The organism is Caballeronia sp. (assembly GCF_028292365.1).
Classification (GTDB): Bacteria; Pseudomonadota; Gammaproteobacteria; order Burkholderiales; family Burkholderiaceae; genus Caballeronia.
In genome coordinates, this window is the sequence record NZ_JAQGMM010000247.1 from 1 (window position 1) to 15,514 (window position 15,514).

Here is a 15,514-nt window from a genome sequence, read left to right on the forward strand (position 1 = left end):
GATATATCAGATGACAGTCCGCCGATATGACGGAGAGCGGCGTGGAAAGGGAGTGTTGCGGGTACTACATTCACGCCAAACCACAATGGTGAAAATCAAGTTCATGCAGGCGCGCATATTCCTGGAAAATGTCCGCACCGTGATTGGACATTTAATCGGGGCACGAATAGAATTCTCACTTCAAACTTAAGCGATTTAATCTGTCTCCACGTTGCTTGAAAGCCCCGTAATATTTGCCTTGGCAGGAATGCCGTGGGAGATCGGATTCTGCGGCAATAGCATACACCCCGCCATTCTTCGCTCCATTTGGCGCCTCGCCGCTCAATACGGCACGGTGAAATGACAAGCGCAACGAAAGCTTTCAAAGGGCGAGCGCAATGGTTGGCTAAATAAATCCAGGTGCGTAAAACTACAGCTAGCTGCTTATTCAAGACCCGCCAGCAAAATCGTCAATCGCGCTGTACACACGTTTGACCACTTCCGGCCCCACCGTGCGCTCCAACTTGCGGTACCGCGCGTCGAGATCGTTCGAGATCACGCGGACGAGGCTAACGCTTTGCTTCGTCAATGACACCAGAATCCGGCAGACGCACATTGCGTCATGCATACTCATACATCCTTACCGCACTTATTCGACGCGTCGATCACATCGATGCTTCGTACAGGGGATAAATTTGAATCAACAAGCCATCAAAATCACCGTGGTTGGTGGAGGCGCCATCGGCGGTATCGTGGCTGCCCGGCTGGCGCGTGCCGGCGTTGCAGTGAACCTCCTGGCGCGCGGGCCGCATCTTGACGCCATACAACGCAACGGCCTGACCGTTGCGGAGGGCGACGACCAGTATGTAGTCAATGTCAACGCGACCGACCAGCCCCGCACGCTCGGCGCGCAGGACTTGCTGTTCATCTGCCTGAAGGGACCCGCGCTGATACAGGCAGCCCAATCACTGGCACCACTGGTGAACGACCGCACCCATATTGTCTCGGCCATGAACGGGGTGCCCTGGTGGTTCCTCAACGCGTTTGGTGGCCGGCTTGAAGGACAACGGCTCGAATCGGTTGATCCGGCAGGTGTCGTGTCGTCTGCGCTGCCGCCGTCACAAGTCTCCGGCTGCGTCGTGCACCTTTCCTCATCAATAGCCGCGCCTGGCGTGATTAAAAAGGGCAATGGCAACCAGCTTATTGTTGGACCCGCCGCGACAGGCGTCACGGATCAAGCGGCCCATGCCATTGAACTGCTGCGGCTCGCTCAATTCGACGTATCCACATCGAACCAGATTCGTAGCGATATCTGGGCCAAGCTGTGGGGCAACATGACCATGAACCCTATCAGCGCCCTCACCCGTTCGACCGCCGACGTGATTCTCGACGACCCGTTGACGGCGCAGCTTGTCGTCTCGATCATGGAAGAGGCACGGCGTATTGGCGAAGAGATCGGGATCGAACTGAACATGACTGCCGAGGCGCGCAACGCCCAAACCCGCAAGCTCGGGGCGTTCAAGACGTCGATGCTCCAGGACGTGGAAGCGGGCCGTCAGTTGGAGATTGAAGCTATTTTGGGCGCGCCTCACGAGCTGGCGGCGAAGGCTGGAATTCCGGTGCCGTTTCTTAGCGTGCTGTATGGGCTCGCCGGACAGTTGAATGCCAATCGGGCCGGCAACGCCAACGCGCCGACGCGCTAGGCGTACGCACGCGTCGTAAGGACGTCTCAGGTCAGCGCCAGGCCGTAAGGCGAATGCAGCAGCTTCGCGAACATGTTCCTCAGCCGCTGCTCGAAGTGCGCGAGCGGTTGCGTTGGATAAGCCGGATCGAATGCGGCGCCATCGTACTTCTCGCAAAACTCGATGGTCCGCGCATACCAGCGATGATCGCGGAAATGATCGCGCAGGTTGGGGTCCACGCCGCGATACTCGAAGAAGTAGAAACCCTGAAACAGGTTGTGCTTCTGCACCATCCAGTGGTTCTCTTCGCTCACAAACGGCCTCAGGATTGCGGCCGCCACGTTCGCGTGATCGTAGCTGCCAAGGGTATCGCCTATATCGTGCAATAACGCGCACAGCACGTATTCGTCATCACGACCGTCTGCTTCAGCAAGCGTCGCGCACTGCAAGGAATGCGTCAGCCGGTCGACCGGAAATCCGCCGAAGTCGCCATCTAGCAACTTCAGGTGCGTGAGGATCCGGTCGGCAAGCGACGTTCGGTATGCAACGAGTTCACCGCCAATGATGGTCCAGTCTTGCGCGGTACCGTCGGCCATATGCTTGAATGCGGCGCGGCTGTTGTTAGCGCTCATGACACTGTCCTTGAATGCACGGTGGCCAGGCTTTCTATCAGGTTGTCCGCAGCCCGCGCGGCCATGGCCTGACGCGTTTCCATCGATGCACTTCCAATATGCGGCGTAATTACCACGTTAGAAAGTGTGCGCAGGCGCGGGTCGAAACGGGGTTCGTTCTCGAATACGTCGAGCGCGGCGGCACCAGGTTTCCCGCTTTCCAAGGCCTCGATCAGCGCGGCATCATCGATCACGCCGCCGCGCGCCACGTTGACCAAAGTCGCGGACGACTTCATCAATGCAAGCTCACGAGCGCCGATCAAATGATGTGTCTCGCGCGAATACGGCACGGTGAGAATCACGTGATCGGATTCCTGCATGATGGCATCGAGGGAAACAAGCTGTGCCTGCAGACGTGTTTCGTCAGCAGCATGGAGCCGGTTGCGAGCGAAGTACTGCGTCTTCATGCCGAACCCCGCTGCCCGCCGCGCAAGTGCCTGACCTATCGCGCCGAAGCCGATCAGACCCAGCTTCTTGCCGAACACGTCGCTGCCGAGGAACTGGCCGAACTCCCATCCTTGCCATGATTCGCGACGCAGCCATGCATCGGCTTCGACGACCCGCCGCGCGGCGTTCATCATCAGCGCCCACGCCAGATCCGCAACGGTTTCCGCGTGCACGTCAGGCACATTCGTCACGATGATGCCGCGTCGCGCGCACGCCTCGAGATCGATATTGTTGACGCCCGCAGCCAGTGAGGAGATCGCGCGCAGATCGGGGCACGCTGCCAGCAAGGCTTCATCGATCCGGTCCGAACCGCAGATCACCGCGCCTGCTTTGTCGCGCATGCGATCGCGCAAGACATCAGGCGCGAGTCGCGCCGCCGCGGGGTTGAGATCGAGATCGGCGTGCGGCGCAAGACGCTCGACGAGCACCGGCAGCATATCAATCGACACCAGCACGCGCGGACGTTCAAGACGATCCGCTGCGTTCATGCCTCCACCCCATCGAGAATGCGCGGGCGCAGGCGCAAAATTTCGCGTCGCAAGGCTTCCCACTGCAACTGGATATTGTTGGTGCCCGTGAAAAATCCCTTGGCCTGCAAGGTCGCGTCGACGGGCATTTCGCGCAGCGGGCCCAGCATCATTGCGAGGCGCTGCACGCGTGCGACAAATTCCAGTCGCACGGCCCGAAACACCGCTTCGCCAATCGTCCTTCCAACTACAAGCTGGCCATGATGCGCCAGGATCACTGCGCTTTTTTGACCCAGCGCTTCAGCAATCGATTCCCCCTCTCCCTTGCCGAGCACAAACCCTTCGTATTCGTCGAAGTATGCGCAGTCGTCGTAGAACAAAGCGGCCGGTTGGGTGCACGGCACAATCCGCTGACCCGCGGCGGACAGCGCAAGAACGTTTTCGCCATGCGTGTGCACAATACATTTCACGTCCGGCCGTGCTAGATAGATGCGCGTGTGAATGTGCATGGTCGGATTGATGCGGCCATCGCCTTGCAGCACGTTCAGTTCGAAGTCGGCTTCGTGCAGGTCGCGTGCGGCCATCTCGCCGAACGTATGTCCCCAGCGATGACTCCAGAAGGTATCGCCACCCGCTCCGCGGGTGCTGAGATGACCCGCTATGCCCGATGCCTGGCCATCGTGGTCGAGGATGTGATACGCGCAAAGCAGGTCCTGCTTGAGCTTGACGAGTGCGTTCGAGACTATATTCGTGACGACATCCGAATGTCCCGTTACGTGAGTATTCATGTAGGGTTCCGGCAATCAGGATTTGGAAGAGAGTAACGCGGTACCGGTTTCATCCGGCACGACCACGACTGGCGCGAGCGCCCACGCACATAGCGACAGCACACACGTGATGGCGGAGAGCGCGAGCAAGCCGTTTTCAACGTGCCCGGTGTGCTGGCTGATCCAACCGATAAGCACGGGGCTCACGTAGCCGCTGAGATTACCGATAGTCGCCATCAGCGCGATGGCGGCGCCCGCGGCCACGCCGGTGAGCAGAGTGCCCGGTATGGCCCATAGCACCGCGAGGCCGCCCAGCGCGCCCGAGAGTGCCAGCGCAAGGCCAGTTAGCGATAGCACGGGCATGCCGGCTGAAACGGCCGCGAGCGCAAGACCGAGCGCGGAAGCAAGCGAACTTGCAATCAGATGGCGGCGCCGTTCGCCTTGACGGTCGGAATGCCGGCTAATGGCCAGCATGGCCACAGTCGCGACCAGGAACGGCAGCATGGTGACGAGACCGTTGGCCATCGGCGTGCGCACGCCCAGTCCGCGCGCAATCTGCGGCAGCCAGAACGACACGCCGTAGGTATTGCCGAGCAGTGCGAAGTTGACGGCGGTCATCAGCCAGACATTGCGGTTGCGGAACGCGTCGGTAAAGCGATGCGACGTGCCATGCGCACCGGCTGGCTGCTCCGCCGCTTCGCGCGCAAGCGTAGCGGTGATGCGCTGCCGATCGGCGGCGCTAAGCCAGCGCGCCTTCGCAGGTCCATCGTCGAGATACATCCACGTTGCGACGCCGAGCAGCACGGCGGGCAGACCTTCGATCAGGAACAGCCAGCGCCAGCCGCGCATGCCGAGCGTGCCATCGAACACTGTGAGGATCGCACCCGACAACGGACCGCCGACCACTCCGGACAACGCAATGCCCAGGAAAAAGATCGCGCACACTTGCGAGCGCAAACGCGCGGGGAACCAGAACGTCAGGTAGAACACAATGCCCGGGTAAAACCCCGCTTCGGCGACACCCAGCACGAACCGCATGACGAGGAACTGGCGCTCGGTCGACACAAACATCATGCCCGCCGATATCAGCCCCCACACAAGCATGATGCGCGCTATCCACAGACGTGCGCCGAAGCGCTGCAACGCAAGATTGCTGGGGATCTCGCACAAGCAATAGCCGATGAAAAAGATCCCCGCGCCAAGCCCGAACGCCGTATCGCTAAGACCGAGGTCGGCCGACATTCCGGCCTTCGCGAAGCCGACGTTCACCTTGTCGAGGAACGAGACGATGTACAGCACCAGCAAAAATGGCAGCAAGCGTGCGGCCACGCGGTTATAGAGTCGCGCGTCCGCGGGGTTGTCGAAGGACGAGGCGGCGAGGAATTTCATGTTGTCTCCTGATACTCGATACGCCCGGCAGGTTCAAGCGCCAATGCCTTGGCGCTCAGTGCCGCCCGGTACGTTAAGTGGCCGGTCATTCCGGCTCATAGTGTCACTGCGGGACGCGTCTAGTCCTGGCGATCGCCCGAAGGTCACCACGCCAAGCAGGGGGTTTTCAAACAACTGATATCGGGGGCGTCTCGCGCCCCGCGTGTCAATCCACGGGCGCTGCGAAGGGAGCAAACTCTCGCCAGTATTGCGGCCTGTCCTGTTGATCCTGATACGTTTCAACGCGGTCAGCTGCTTCACCCAGCAACTCGCTGACCGTCTTGCCGCGTTGCCGTACATATGCTTCGAGTTCGGCGACGGCGGCAGCGATCACCTGATATCCGCCGGTGAAAATAGCCGACGTCATCTCGGTAGCCGCCGCACCCGAGAGCAGGAAACGCGCGACGTCCAGACCGTTACGCGCGCCATTCGTGGCGATCAGCGGCACGGATGGACCCAGCTTCTTACGCGTCATCATGAGCCAGCGCGCGGTAAGCGGCAGCGCCCAGCCGCCGCCAATGGCCGCCGATGTGCCCAGCACGGGCGCACCCGTTTCAAGGTCCGGCAGGAAGCCCATGAAGCGGCCCATCATGACGACCGCATCTGCCCCGCCGCGTCGCGCGGCATCGGCAAGGGCAACCACGTTCTCGCTCTGGCCCGTCAGCTTGATCCACAACGGCAGGCGGACCGCCGCGCGAATCCGGCTGACAATGGTCTCGATCCTGTCCACATCGCGTTCCAGCACGATCGCGCCCTTCGCGGCTTCTTCGCCATGCGGTGCGCCGATGTTCACTTCAAGCACCCGCAGGCCGCGCGCTTCGATCAACCTTGCATGCTCGACACAGCGGTCGAGGTCGGCGAGGATCAGGCTTGGAATGACATACGCGTCCTGCTGTACGGCTTCTGCGTCGAGTTGCGCGATGTCTTCCAGCCACACACCGAACTCGGCTTGCACGAGACCTGAGCGACAAAACAACGTGGCATCGACGGGCGGTTTGAAATCCCACGGCAGGCGGTTCCATTGGCTGTCGAAGAGTGCGTAGTCAGTCTTGTCGAGCTGTGCCTTCGCTGCCGCCGATTCGTTCGTCGACTTTGCTACCACCGCCGCCGCGCCAGCAGCAAGTGCCGCGCGAATACCCTCGGGCGTCATCGTATGTTCGCCGGACCCGCATATAACCGGGTTCTTCAGCGTGATCGATCCCACGCGGGTTGTAAGCCGAGTGTTGAGCCGGGTCATCGCTTCTGTCCTGCGTGCTGTTGTTCATGGCCGTCGGCGGGCAAGCCGGCGCGTTCGTATATATCGCAATTGAATCGCGCGCTCAATTCCGCTGCGGCGAGCTGCACCTGATACAGCATCTCCGCGGGCGGTGGCGAAGGCACTTCACTGCTCGGCCCAATAATGCCGATAGAGCCTACCAGTACCCCGTTTTCACGAAATATCGGTGCGGCCAGCACATTGATTCCATCGATCACCTCACCGTCCGCATCTTCATACAAACGCTTGCGCACGAGCGCGAGGCGGCTGGCAAGCGCGACGGGGTCCGTGATCGACCGGGCGGTGAAACTCTGCAATTTACGCCGCAAGATTCGCTGCTGATCAGCGGTGGGAAGGAACGCCAGCACAATGCGCCCTTGCGTCGAACAATGAGCCGGTACGCGGTTACCCGGCTTCACCGTAATGCACACGCCCTTGTTCGAATCGACAGCCGCCACCACCAGCGCCGAATCGTGCGTTGCTACAGAGAGCACTGCGCTTTGTCCGAGCGAATCGCGCAAGCGGGTCAGGTACGGGTCAGCAATCGCACGCAGGTCGAACTGCTGGCTGGCTGCCGTTCCGTAGATGACCAGCTTTGCGCCGAGCCGGTACTTCTCCGTTGTCGGGTCCTGCTCGACTGCGCCCATCTGCCGCATTGAAGCCAGGTGCCGATACACGCGCGGCTTGGGTTCGTCGACAATATCCGCCAACTCGGTGACACCCAGCGGCCTGCGTGCAGCCGACAGCTCGTCGAGCAACCTGAACACGATTGCCACCGATTCGAGTAGCGCCGGGCCGCTTTTGTCGATCGCAATAGGCTCGCTTGCTTCAACGAGCGCGTCTTCCGACTTGAGGGACTCCACTGCCTTCATGGCTTTCACAACCTCGGGTGCACTTTTAGCCAACTTCATCTCCTGTACCGATGTTCGCCACGGCACCTCAACGGTGCGCGTGTGTGTCGATTCCTGTGTCGATTCCCATCAACCGCGCCGCATTCGTCGCGGTCATCTTGCGGATGTCGGTTTCACTATACCCAATATCGAGCGCCGTCCGGATCACGCTGCGAAAGCCATCGACAATCGTCGGATTGCCCTTCTGCCCCAGATCCGAACCGAGAATGGTTAAATCGACAGTGCCCGCTTCGATCACCGCGCTCAGGAACTCCGGATCGTAGAAACGGAACTTCGAACCGGGTACCCACATGCACATGGAGTGCTCCATGAAGACACCTTCGCTTGCAAGCTGGCGCATGTCGTCGAGCGTGGCGTCCACCACATAGGTCGGGTGATTGACGAGCAGACGCTTGACGCCGCGCTTGCGCGCTTCCTCGAACAACGGCCAGATCTCGGAGATATGCAGATGTCCGGCCGACAACACAATATCTGCATCGGCAATCAAGTCGAGGATTGCCTTCACCTCTTCCTTGAGCTTGCCGTCGTCATCGAGTACCGACAGCGGAATCGGCGCGAGCATCTTCTGCGTGGTCTGCGGGAATTTCTTGTCGAAGTGTTCGTCGTGCTTATGATGATTGATGTGGTTCGCCGATGAAAACGTCGGCATCCATACAAGGCGTGCGCCCAGCTTGATGCCATGTTCGACCGCGTGAATATTGATGCCGCCAACCGAGTTGTTCAACGGCACGCCGGAGAGCATCAGTACGCCGAGGTCGGCGAAGTGTTTGTTGAGCAACGCCGTGACGGGTGTCGCGGAATAGTAATGATCCTTTAACAGGACCGCTTGCAGACCGGCGGCGGACGCTTCGCGCATCGCTTCAAGGTGATCGCAGTAGCGCGCCATGACGGACGGGCCGCTGTGGCAGTGGAGATCGATTGCACCACGCAGCAAGCTGTCGATGTAGGCGGAATCGTGATCGGTATTGATATCAGTTGCAGTGGACATGTGGGTCACCATCGGTTGAGTGCCGCGCCAGGAAGCGCGTCGATGTTTCAATTGGTATTGGAGCGCAAGGCAGCGAACGAACGGGTGAGACGCGTAAAGCCGGCGCGCAGGATGGCTTGATCGGAGCCGATCACAAACAGGGTGATGCCGAGCGCGGCAAAACGCGCCACCGCGTTTTCGTCGCCAACGAACATGCCTACCGGCACGCCGGCGGCGCGTCCGGCGGACGCAATCCGTTCAACCGCCAGCTCCACTTCACGGTGTTCAAGATCGAATACGCGATAAGACACGGCCAGATCCGCGCGCCCGATGAACAGGCAGTCGACACCTTCCACCCGAGCGATTTCATCGATCGCATCGACGGCTTCACGGTCTTCGATCTGGCACAACACGGCCGCTTCCCGGTCGCTACGATCCATGTGCTCGAGCATTGTGCTGCCGCCGTAAGCGCCCGCACGCGGTGAATTGCTGAAGCCTCGCGTACCGTTCCGATACCGCGCGCTTGCAACTACTTCACGCGCCTGTGCCGCCGAGGTCACATGGGGTACCAGCACGCCGCTCGCGCCCAGATCGAGCGTCTGCAGGACAGTATGCGCACGCGAGTCCGACAGACGCACTACCGAGGCCACGCCCGCTGCTTTCGCACCCAGCACGCAGTGATCGAGTTGCGCGGCGGAGAATGGCGCGTGCTCTGTGTCGAAGACAACAAAATCAAGTCCGGCAAGGCCGGCGATTTCGGCGTGATGGGCTTGCGGAGTCTTGATGAACGTACCGTACACAGGCTGGCGGGCGCGGACGCGGGTTGCAAAATCGCCGCTCATGATCAGGCGTTCGCGTTGGTGGCCGGCTGCTCGAATTCCGCCGCCTGATACTCGACCAGATGCTTGTAATCCTCGCGCAGCGGCGCGAAAACATCGAGATTGAGGACCACTTCATCGCCCACTGGTTCCGCGTAGTGAACAACATGCGGCGGAATCCGGATCATGCTGCCCGGGCCACCTTCAACGACCTCGTCTCCCAGATGAAACCGCACCCGCCCCTGCACGATGATCACGAGTTGTTCGAACGTATGACTATGCGGAAACACGGTCATGCCGGGCGTTAGCCAGTTCATCACACACATGGCGTTGTCGCCGCGGAAACCCACGCGCTCAACGCCTTTGCGCACGACTTCGCGCGGCAGGTCATTCCAATTATGCAGCAGAGCCTCAGTATTCATGGTGCTTGTCTCCATTCAAAATTCTACGAAGGATGGTTAGACGAAAACCGTTCGTCTTTGTTCTTTTCTAAAGAATCATGTTTCTTTGTTAGAAACATTCTAGGTGGCTAAACCTGCGCTGTCAAGAAACTGAGGACGGTTGATCGGGCCGGCGACGGTGGTCTCTGCAGGGTCATCTCACATGGCTGACGATCGCGCAGGTCGAGGGCCCTGATACCCTCGCTTCACGTGATTTCGGACACCGCGCGCGTGGGCTTCTGCGAGTACGGCAGAGCGTCAGAACAAATGCCGGATCCCGAACGTGACGACCGTCTGCTGGTTGCTGTTGGACGGGGTCGCGAAGGTCAGTGCGGCTACGGCGGCTTTGCCTGTTGAGTCAGTTCCCGCAGCCTTCTCGTGCAGCACCATCAGATACAGATCGGTCAGCTTGGACAGGAAATAGTCCGCACCCACATTGACCTGCTGATAACTGGCGCCACTCTTGTTCATGTAAGCACTGGTCTTCGTATAGGCATATTCAGCACCCAGCAACAGCGAGGGCGTCACCATGTATTTCAAGTTGACTTCGCCGGTGTTGAACGTGGCGGTCGAGCCCACGAGTCCGGTAGCCGGTTTCACTCCGTTAATGGAAGTGCCGCCGATATCGTTGAGTTTCGTGTTGGAGTAAAGGACGCCAAGCGTTGCCGGACCGACGACATAAGACGCACCCGCGCCAATGACCTGCTGCGACGCCGCCGATGCATATCCGCTGAAAACAGGGCTGGTGATGTTGTTTGCATTCGCGCTTGTCGGCGCATTGCTGGTCCCGTTATTACCGAACAGTGAAAAATTTGGATTCTTGGCAAACAGGTACGCTGCTGCCGCCTTGAACGGGCCGTACCCGTAGTTCACGCCAAACGAGATGATTTCGTTTTGCGTGGTATTGCCCGACACGCCGCCCAAGCTATACAGGCCGCCCACTTGAAAACCGCTGAAGGTCGCGCTGGTGAACTTGATCGAATTATTGGCGCGCTCGGAGCCGTCGATGTCGTCCAGTCCGCCCGGGTGATAAGCGTAGCCGGTGCCTCGCGCGGCCCAGTCCGAGCCGGCTTCGAACGGTCCCAGGAAACTGGACAAGGTTGTGTACTGGCGCCCGAGCGTGACCGAGCCGTAACGTCCGCTGAGTCCGACGAATGCCTGGCGACTGAATAACAAGCCGCTTGCCAGGGTTCCGTTAGCGGCGTTAAATCCGTTCTCCAACGTGAATATGGCTTTGAGTCCTCCGCCCAGGTCTTCCGCGCCGGTGAAGCCGAAACGGTTGGCACTTTGGTTGCCGCCTGTCAGCGCGCGAAGCGGTTTGCCACCCGAGTTGGTGTTGATCACAAAACCGGCATCGACAATACCGTACAGCGTCACGCTGCTTTGAGCGTGGGCGGCACTGACAGAAGCAGCGGCAATAGCAAGGGCGGCGTATTTTTTCATTGAGGGTCTCCTAAGGACAATGAGGTCTGGTAGAAAATGACGACCTGATCCAAATTTTTTGTAGTGGTCTGATCGACTCAGGGATTTCACGGGTTAGCTGGCCAAGCGCTCCTTTTGTTAATTATTTTGTTAGCTATACGAAATAATTGATCTGCGCATATTCTTGTAAAGAGCCCTTTCCCGCGGCTTATGGGTTAGAGGGGTTAGCGCTTCGCGGCCAGCAAGCGGCCTAGACGTTCGATCCCTGTCTCTATCTGCTCCACTGAGACAGTCGCGAAACTAAGTCGCATCGTGTTCACCCGGGGAGCATTCGCATAGAACCCTGATCCCGGTACGAACGCGACACCCGCGTCCAACGCATCTTCAAGCAGCGCCGTTGCGTCCAGATGCTCCGGCAGCGTGACCCAGACAAACATGCCGCCTTCTGGCCGGCACCACGTCGCGCCAGCCGGGAAGTGCACGCCCAGCGCCTGGATCATCGCGTCGCATTTGCGCCGGTATAGCTGACGCAGGACTGGAAGATGCGAATCCAGGAAGCCCGTCTTCAGCAGTTCGTAAATGGCCATTTGGGTAATCATTGAGGTATGCAGGTCGGCCGCCTGTTTGATTCGCTCAAGACGGGCCGACAGCGTCGCGGGAACAACGACGTAACCGAGCCGGATACCCGGCGAAAGGATCTTCGAAAAAGAGCCCAGAAACACAACCCCTTCCGGATTGAGCGAATGTAGCGTCCTGCGGCGCGTACCTTGATGATCGAGCCAGCCGTACGGATCGTCTTCGATGATCGGCAGGCCCAGTCGCGCAGCTTCGTCGACCAGATCGATGCGCCGCTGCTCCGAGAGCGTGTTCCCCGTGGGATTCTGGAAGCTGGGGATGGTGTATAGAAACGCGTTCCGGCGTGTGCTGTTTTGAGCTGCTTCGGCGAGCGCTGACGGGATCAAACCGCCCTCGTCCGAGCGCACCGACACAAACTGCGCGCCATGAAGAGCGAGTGCCTGCAACGCGCCCACATAAGTGGGCGTTTCGACCAGCACGGCATCGCCCTCGTTCAGCAGAAGCGTGCCGAGCAACTCGAGCCCTTGCTGCGAACCGGACACAATCAGGACTTGATCCGGAGAAACGTGAACGCCATCGACCGACATGGTTTCGGCGATCCACGCGCGCAGCGGCGGGTAGCCGTCGGACGGGCCATACTGAAGCGCACGTTTACCTTCGCGACGCAGCACGGTATCAAAACACTCGCGAATGGCGTCAACAGGAAAGGTCTCGGGGGCCGGCAAACCACCGGCAAACGAGATAGCGTCCGGCAACCTCTGCAACCGCTTTGTTATTTCCCTGATCACTGAGCCGCTACTTGCTTGTCCACGGTGCGAGATCACCCACGGCACGACTCGCGTCCTGGTTTCTGACATGGCTCTTTCTTCTTTAGTCATCGCGGTATCCAGTGTGGACATCAATTGACTCGAACGCTGAATGAAGTGTCGGGCGCGGCAAGCGTTTCGTTGTCATCGTCGGTCAACGCGGCTTGCGTATCCCGCTCCTTGTAGAAAAGCAACGAGACTGCGCCGAGGACGAGAAATCCGACAAGATAGTGCGCGGGCATCAGCTTGTCGCCGGTTCTGGCAACCAGCCAGGTCAGCATGAAGGGCGTAAATCCGCCCAACAAAGATGCCGTGAGATTGTAGGTAAGCGACAAGCCCGTGGACCGGATGCTGGTCGGAAACAGCTCGGCCAGCGTCGCAGAAACCGGCCCCAGGGTCGCAGCCATCAACAGCGCGAACACCAGTTCGATCGCCATCAGGCCGGACATACTCGGGTGGTTCGTCAGCCACATGAATGCCGGGTAGATCGACAGCGCGAACAACGTCAAGGCGGTGCCCATAATGATCTTGCGGCCGATCTTGTCGGATAGATGACCGAACAGCGGGACCAGCACCATCCGCACGGCGAGCGTCACCGTGAGGACCGTGAAAGGCGCGTTCAACGGCAGGTTGAGCGACTGGACCGCGTAGATGGGCAGGTAGGCAATCAACACATACACCATGATGTTCGTCACCGCGCCCAATGCGAAAGAAACAAACAGTTCCGCGGGATAGCGGCTGAAAATTTCCTTGATCGATACTGTTTTCGCTTTGTTTGCCCTCACAAATACGTCGGGTTCCTGAATATTTCTCCTGATATAAAAACCAATTGGACCGATCACCAGGCCGAACAAGAACGGCAGTCTCCAGGCCCAGGACGACAAGGCCTCTGCAGTAAACACACTGGTGAGCACGGCGCCCATCAGGGTCGACATGAACACGCCGATGGACTGCGCGAACATCTGCCAACTACCGTAAAAGCCACGTCGGCCGGGTGGAGCGTATTCGATCAGAAGTGCCGTGGCGCTGCCGAATTCACCGCCAACCGAGATCCCCTGGAGTATCCGCGAGCACACAACAATGATCGGCGCCAGAATGCCGACCTGTTTATACGTGGGCGAAAAAGCGAGCATGGCCGTTGAAATCAGCATCAGGAAAATCACGAACGACAGCGCCGCCTTGCGCCCTACCCGGTCCGCATACATGCCAATGACGATGCCGGCGATCGGACGGATGATGAAACCTACGCCGAAGGTCGCGGTGGTCAGCAACATCGAGGTGACGGGATCATCGGTAGGAAAAAACTGCTTCGCTATAACAACCGACAGATATCCGTAGATCAGGAAGTCATACCACTCCAGCGCATTGCCGATAGTCGACGCGACAACGGTCTTCCACGGCGCATCCTTTTTCTTGTACATCGTTGTCTCCAGATTGCTGACTTGCGGATCAACCGGCGTCGCGTTGGGCAATCAACCCGCCGCGGCCGCGAAACGACTTATCCGGCAATTTTTATCGTGTCGCTGTGAAGGGCCAAAACCTGCCCCACATCCGGGGACCTAGATCTTCGCCGGCAGAGCGGTTTGTCTCGTACGGAAGCAGATCGCACCGATAGCAAGCAACGTGAGGCAGGCAGCGGGAACGAACATCGCCGCGCCGGGACTGCCACCATGCTTGGCGACCCAGGGCATGATGTTTTGCGCGAGGAATCCGCCAAAGTTGCCGAAGCTGCTGATAGCCGCCACGCTCGCCGCGGCCTGCGCGCCCCGGAAATAACGTGGCGGGATCGACCAGAAGCACGGCAGCACCAGCGAGATGCAAGGCGTTCCTATTGCAAGAGCAATGAAGCGGATCAGCACCGAGTCGGCGCTTACGCTGACGAGAAAACACGCGACGCCGAGGATGGCAATACCCGCCATTGCCGTGAGCACGCCTTGTTCATGACGCAAGCGGCCGGGCAGGATCAGCAGCATGATCGCGGCAATGCCCCAAGGGATTGCGTTCAGGAGGCCATTGACCGAACCCGACACGCCGAAGCCCTTGATTACGGTCGGCAGCCAATAGATCACGCCATACAACGCCGTCAGCACAAGCATGTAGGCGAACGAGAACAACAACGTGCGAGGGTCGACGAGCGCCGACCACAAGCTTGCGTGGCCGGCAATCGGCGCACGCTCGCGCTCGATTAATGCACTGAGCCGCGCCTGTTCGGTGCTGGAAAGAAACCCGGCTTTCTGCGGTACATCCGGCAGATAGAGCCATGTGAGCAGTGTCACGATCAGCGCGGGAATCCCGGTTGCAATGAACACCCATTGCCAGCCGGCGAGGCCGAGCCACCCATTCATGTCGAGAAATACGCCGCCCATGATGGAGCCGAACATGTTGCCGAAGGCGCTGCCAAGTGTGAGCAAACCAAGCACGCGAACCTGATAGCTCTTTGGAAACCACAGGGTCAGATAGTAGATCAGGCCAGGGTATAAACCAGCTTCAGCCGCGCCCAACAAAAACCGCAGGCTATAGAACATCGATCCCGACACGCAAAAGCCCAGCACGATGGTCAGCAGACCCCACGTCAGGACGATCCGGGCGAACCAGATGCGCGCGCCGTACCGATGCACGGCCAGCGCGCTAGGCACCTCGAAAACCAGGTAGCCGATGAAAAACAGCGACGATGCGAGGCCGTAAGCCGCCTCGCTCATGCCCAAAGCATGGACCATCTGAAGCTTCGCAAAGCCAACGTTTTGCCGGTCGATAACCGCGATTAAATACATCAGCATGACAATTGGCATCACCCGCCAGAGCACGCGATTGAGCAGCGCACGGTCGCCCGGCGCATGGGACATTTCCATCGAACAGTCTCCTATATCCGGGGCTTCTT

The 15,514-nt window shown here is 59.4% G+C and carries 14 protein-coding genes and 1 pseudogene; 1 reads left to right on the forward strand and 14 read right to left on the reverse strand.

The features are described from left to right. Positions 1-427 precede the first annotated feature (427 nt). A pseudogene (locus JWR14_RS15560) lies at positions 428-583 on the reverse strand (homoprotocatechuate degradation operon regulator HpaR); the annotation flags it as partial. Between the two features lie 91 nt (positions 584-674). Here JWR14_RS15560 and JWR14_RS15565 point away from each other — a divergent pair. Next, positions 675-1,682 (forward strand): 2-dehydropantoate 2-reductase, encoded by a 1,008-nt coding sequence (locus JWR14_RS15565; protein WP_299708241.1) that lies wholly within the window; start codon positions 675-677, stop codon positions 1,680-1,682. A gap of 26 nt (positions 1,683-1,708) precedes the next feature. Here the strand turns inward: JWR14_RS15565 and JWR14_RS15570 are convergent, their stop codons facing one another. From JWR14_RS15570 to JWR14_RS15630, 13 genes are all read right to left on the reverse strand, one after another. Beyond that, the gene (locus tag JWR14_RS15570) at positions 1,709-2,293 is read right to left on the reverse strand and encodes an HD domain-containing protein (RefSeq protein ID WP_299708243.1); all 585 of its coding nucleotides are present in this window, start codon (positions 2,291-2,293) and stop codon (positions 1,709-1,711) included. Further along, positions 2,290-3,267: a D-glycerate dehydrogenase gene (locus JWR14_RS15575; protein ID WP_299708245.1), complete on the reverse strand. Its 978-nt coding sequence runs from the start codon at positions 3,265-3,267 to the stop codon at positions 2,290-2,292. The genes JWR14_RS15570 and JWR14_RS15575 overlap by 4 nt, the downstream gene beginning before the upstream one ends. Next, positions 3,264-4,034, reverse strand: a complete 771-nt coding sequence (locus JWR14_RS15580) for a class II aldolase/adducin family protein (protein WP_299708247.1) — start codon at positions 4,032-4,034, stop codon at positions 3,264-3,266. Before JWR14_RS15580 ends, JWR14_RS15575 begins: the two co-directional genes overlap by 4 nt. Positions 4,035-4,049: 15 nt before the next feature. Further along, positions 4,050-5,402, reverse strand: a complete 1,353-nt coding sequence (locus tag JWR14_RS15585) for an MFS transporter (protein WP_299708249.1) — start codon at positions 5,400-5,402, stop codon at positions 4,050-4,052. Between the two features lie 205 nt (positions 5,403-5,607). Continuing rightward, the gene (locus JWR14_RS15590) at positions 5,608-6,678 is read right to left on the reverse strand and encodes a tRNA-dihydrouridine synthase (protein ID WP_299708251.1); all 1,071 of its coding nucleotides are present in this window, start codon (positions 6,676-6,678) and stop codon (positions 5,608-5,610) included. Then, positions 6,675-7,601 (reverse strand): IclR family transcriptional regulator, encoded by a 927-nt coding sequence (locus JWR14_RS15595; RefSeq protein WP_299708253.1) that lies wholly within the window; start codon positions 7,599-7,601, stop codon positions 6,675-6,677. The genes JWR14_RS15590 and JWR14_RS15595 overlap by 4 nt, the downstream gene beginning before the upstream one ends. A 34-nt stretch (positions 7,602-7,635) precedes the next feature. Beyond that, positions 7,636-8,595, reverse strand: a complete 960-nt coding sequence (locus tag JWR14_RS15600; protein WP_299708255.1) for a DUF6282 family protein — start codon at positions 8,593-8,595, stop codon at positions 7,636-7,638. A gap of 47 nt (positions 8,596-8,642) precedes the next feature. After that, on the reverse strand, positions 8,643-9,416 hold the full coding sequence (locus tag JWR14_RS15605) for an aldolase/citrate lyase family protein (RefSeq protein WP_299708257.1): 774 nt from the start codon (positions 9,414-9,416) through the stop codon (positions 8,643-8,645). Between the two features lie 2 nt (positions 9,417-9,418). Then, positions 9,419-9,814: a cupin domain-containing protein gene (locus JWR14_RS15610; RefSeq protein ID WP_299708259.1), complete on the reverse strand. Its 396-nt coding sequence runs from the start codon at positions 9,812-9,814 to the stop codon at positions 9,419-9,421. 276 nt (positions 9,815-10,090) lie between these two features. Next, positions 10,091-11,275 carry a porin gene (locus JWR14_RS15615; RefSeq protein ID WP_299708261.1) on the reverse strand — a complete coding sequence of 395 codons (1,185 nt, stop codon included), beginning with the start codon at positions 11,273-11,275 and terminating at the stop codon, positions 10,091-10,093. A 203-nt stretch (positions 11,276-11,478) separates the two neighbouring features. Then, entirely contained in the window at positions 11,479-12,687 is a 1,209-nt protein-coding gene (locus JWR14_RS15620; RefSeq protein ID WP_299708263.1) for a PLP-dependent aminotransferase family protein, read from the reverse strand. A gap of 41 nt (positions 12,688-12,728) precedes the next feature. Next, on the reverse strand, positions 12,729-14,057 hold the full coding sequence (locus JWR14_RS15625) for an MFS transporter (protein WP_299708265.1): 1,329 nt from the start codon (positions 14,055-14,057) through the stop codon (positions 12,729-12,731). 138 nt (positions 14,058-14,195) lie between these two features. After that, positions 14,196-15,485 (reverse strand): MFS transporter, encoded by a 1,290-nt coding sequence (locus tag JWR14_RS15630; protein WP_299708267.1) that lies wholly within the window; start codon positions 15,483-15,485, stop codon positions 14,196-14,198. Positions 15,486-15,514 lie beyond the last annotated feature (29 nt).

Bases quoted from the DNA above. Each gene is read 5' to 3' on its own strand.
- JWR14_RS15570 (WP_299708243.1), bottom strand. From the start codon at position 2,293: ATGAGCGCTAACAACAGCCGCGCCGCATTCAAGCATATGGCCGACGGT.
- JWR14_RS15575 (WP_299708245.1), bottom strand. From the start codon at position 3,267: ATGAACGCAGCGGATCGTCTTGAACGTCCGCGCGTGCTGGTGTCGATT.
- JWR14_RS15580 (WP_299708247.1), bottom strand. From the start codon at position 4,034: ATGAATACTCACGTAACGGGACATTCGGATGTCGTCACGAATATAGTC.
- JWR14_RS15585 (WP_299708249.1), bottom strand. From the start codon at position 5,402: ATGAAATTCCTCGCCGCCTCGTCCTTCGACAACCCCGCGGACGCGCGA.
- JWR14_RS15590 (WP_299708251.1), bottom strand. From the start codon at position 6,678: ATGACCCGGCTCAACACTCGGCTTACAACCCGCGTGGGATCGATCACG.
- JWR14_RS15600 (WP_299708255.1), bottom strand. From the start codon at position 8,595: ATGTCCACTGCAACTGATATCAATACCGATCACGATTCCGCCTACATC.
- JWR14_RS15605 (WP_299708257.1), bottom strand. From the start codon at position 9,416: ATGAGCGGCGATTTTGCAACCCGCGTCCGCGCCCGCCAGCCTGTGTAC.
- JWR14_RS15610 (WP_299708259.1), bottom strand. From the start codon at position 9,814: ATGAATACTGAGGCTCTGCTGCATAATTGGAATGACCTGCCGCGCGAA.
- JWR14_RS15615 (WP_299708261.1), bottom strand. From the start codon at position 11,275: ATGAAAAAATACGCCGCCCTTGCTATTGCCGCTGCTTCTGTCAGTGCC.
- JWR14_RS15620 (WP_299708263.1), bottom strand. From the start codon at position 12,687: ATGTCAGAAACCAGGACGCGAGTCGTGCCGTGGGTGATCTCGCACCGT.
- JWR14_RS15625 (WP_299708265.1), bottom strand. From the start codon at position 14,057: ATGTACAAGAAAAAGGATGCGCCGTGGAAGACCGTTGTCGCGTCGACT.
- JWR14_RS15630 (WP_299708267.1), bottom strand. From the start codon at position 15,485: ATGGAAATGTCCCATGCGCCGGGCGACCGTGCGCTGCTCAATCGCGTG.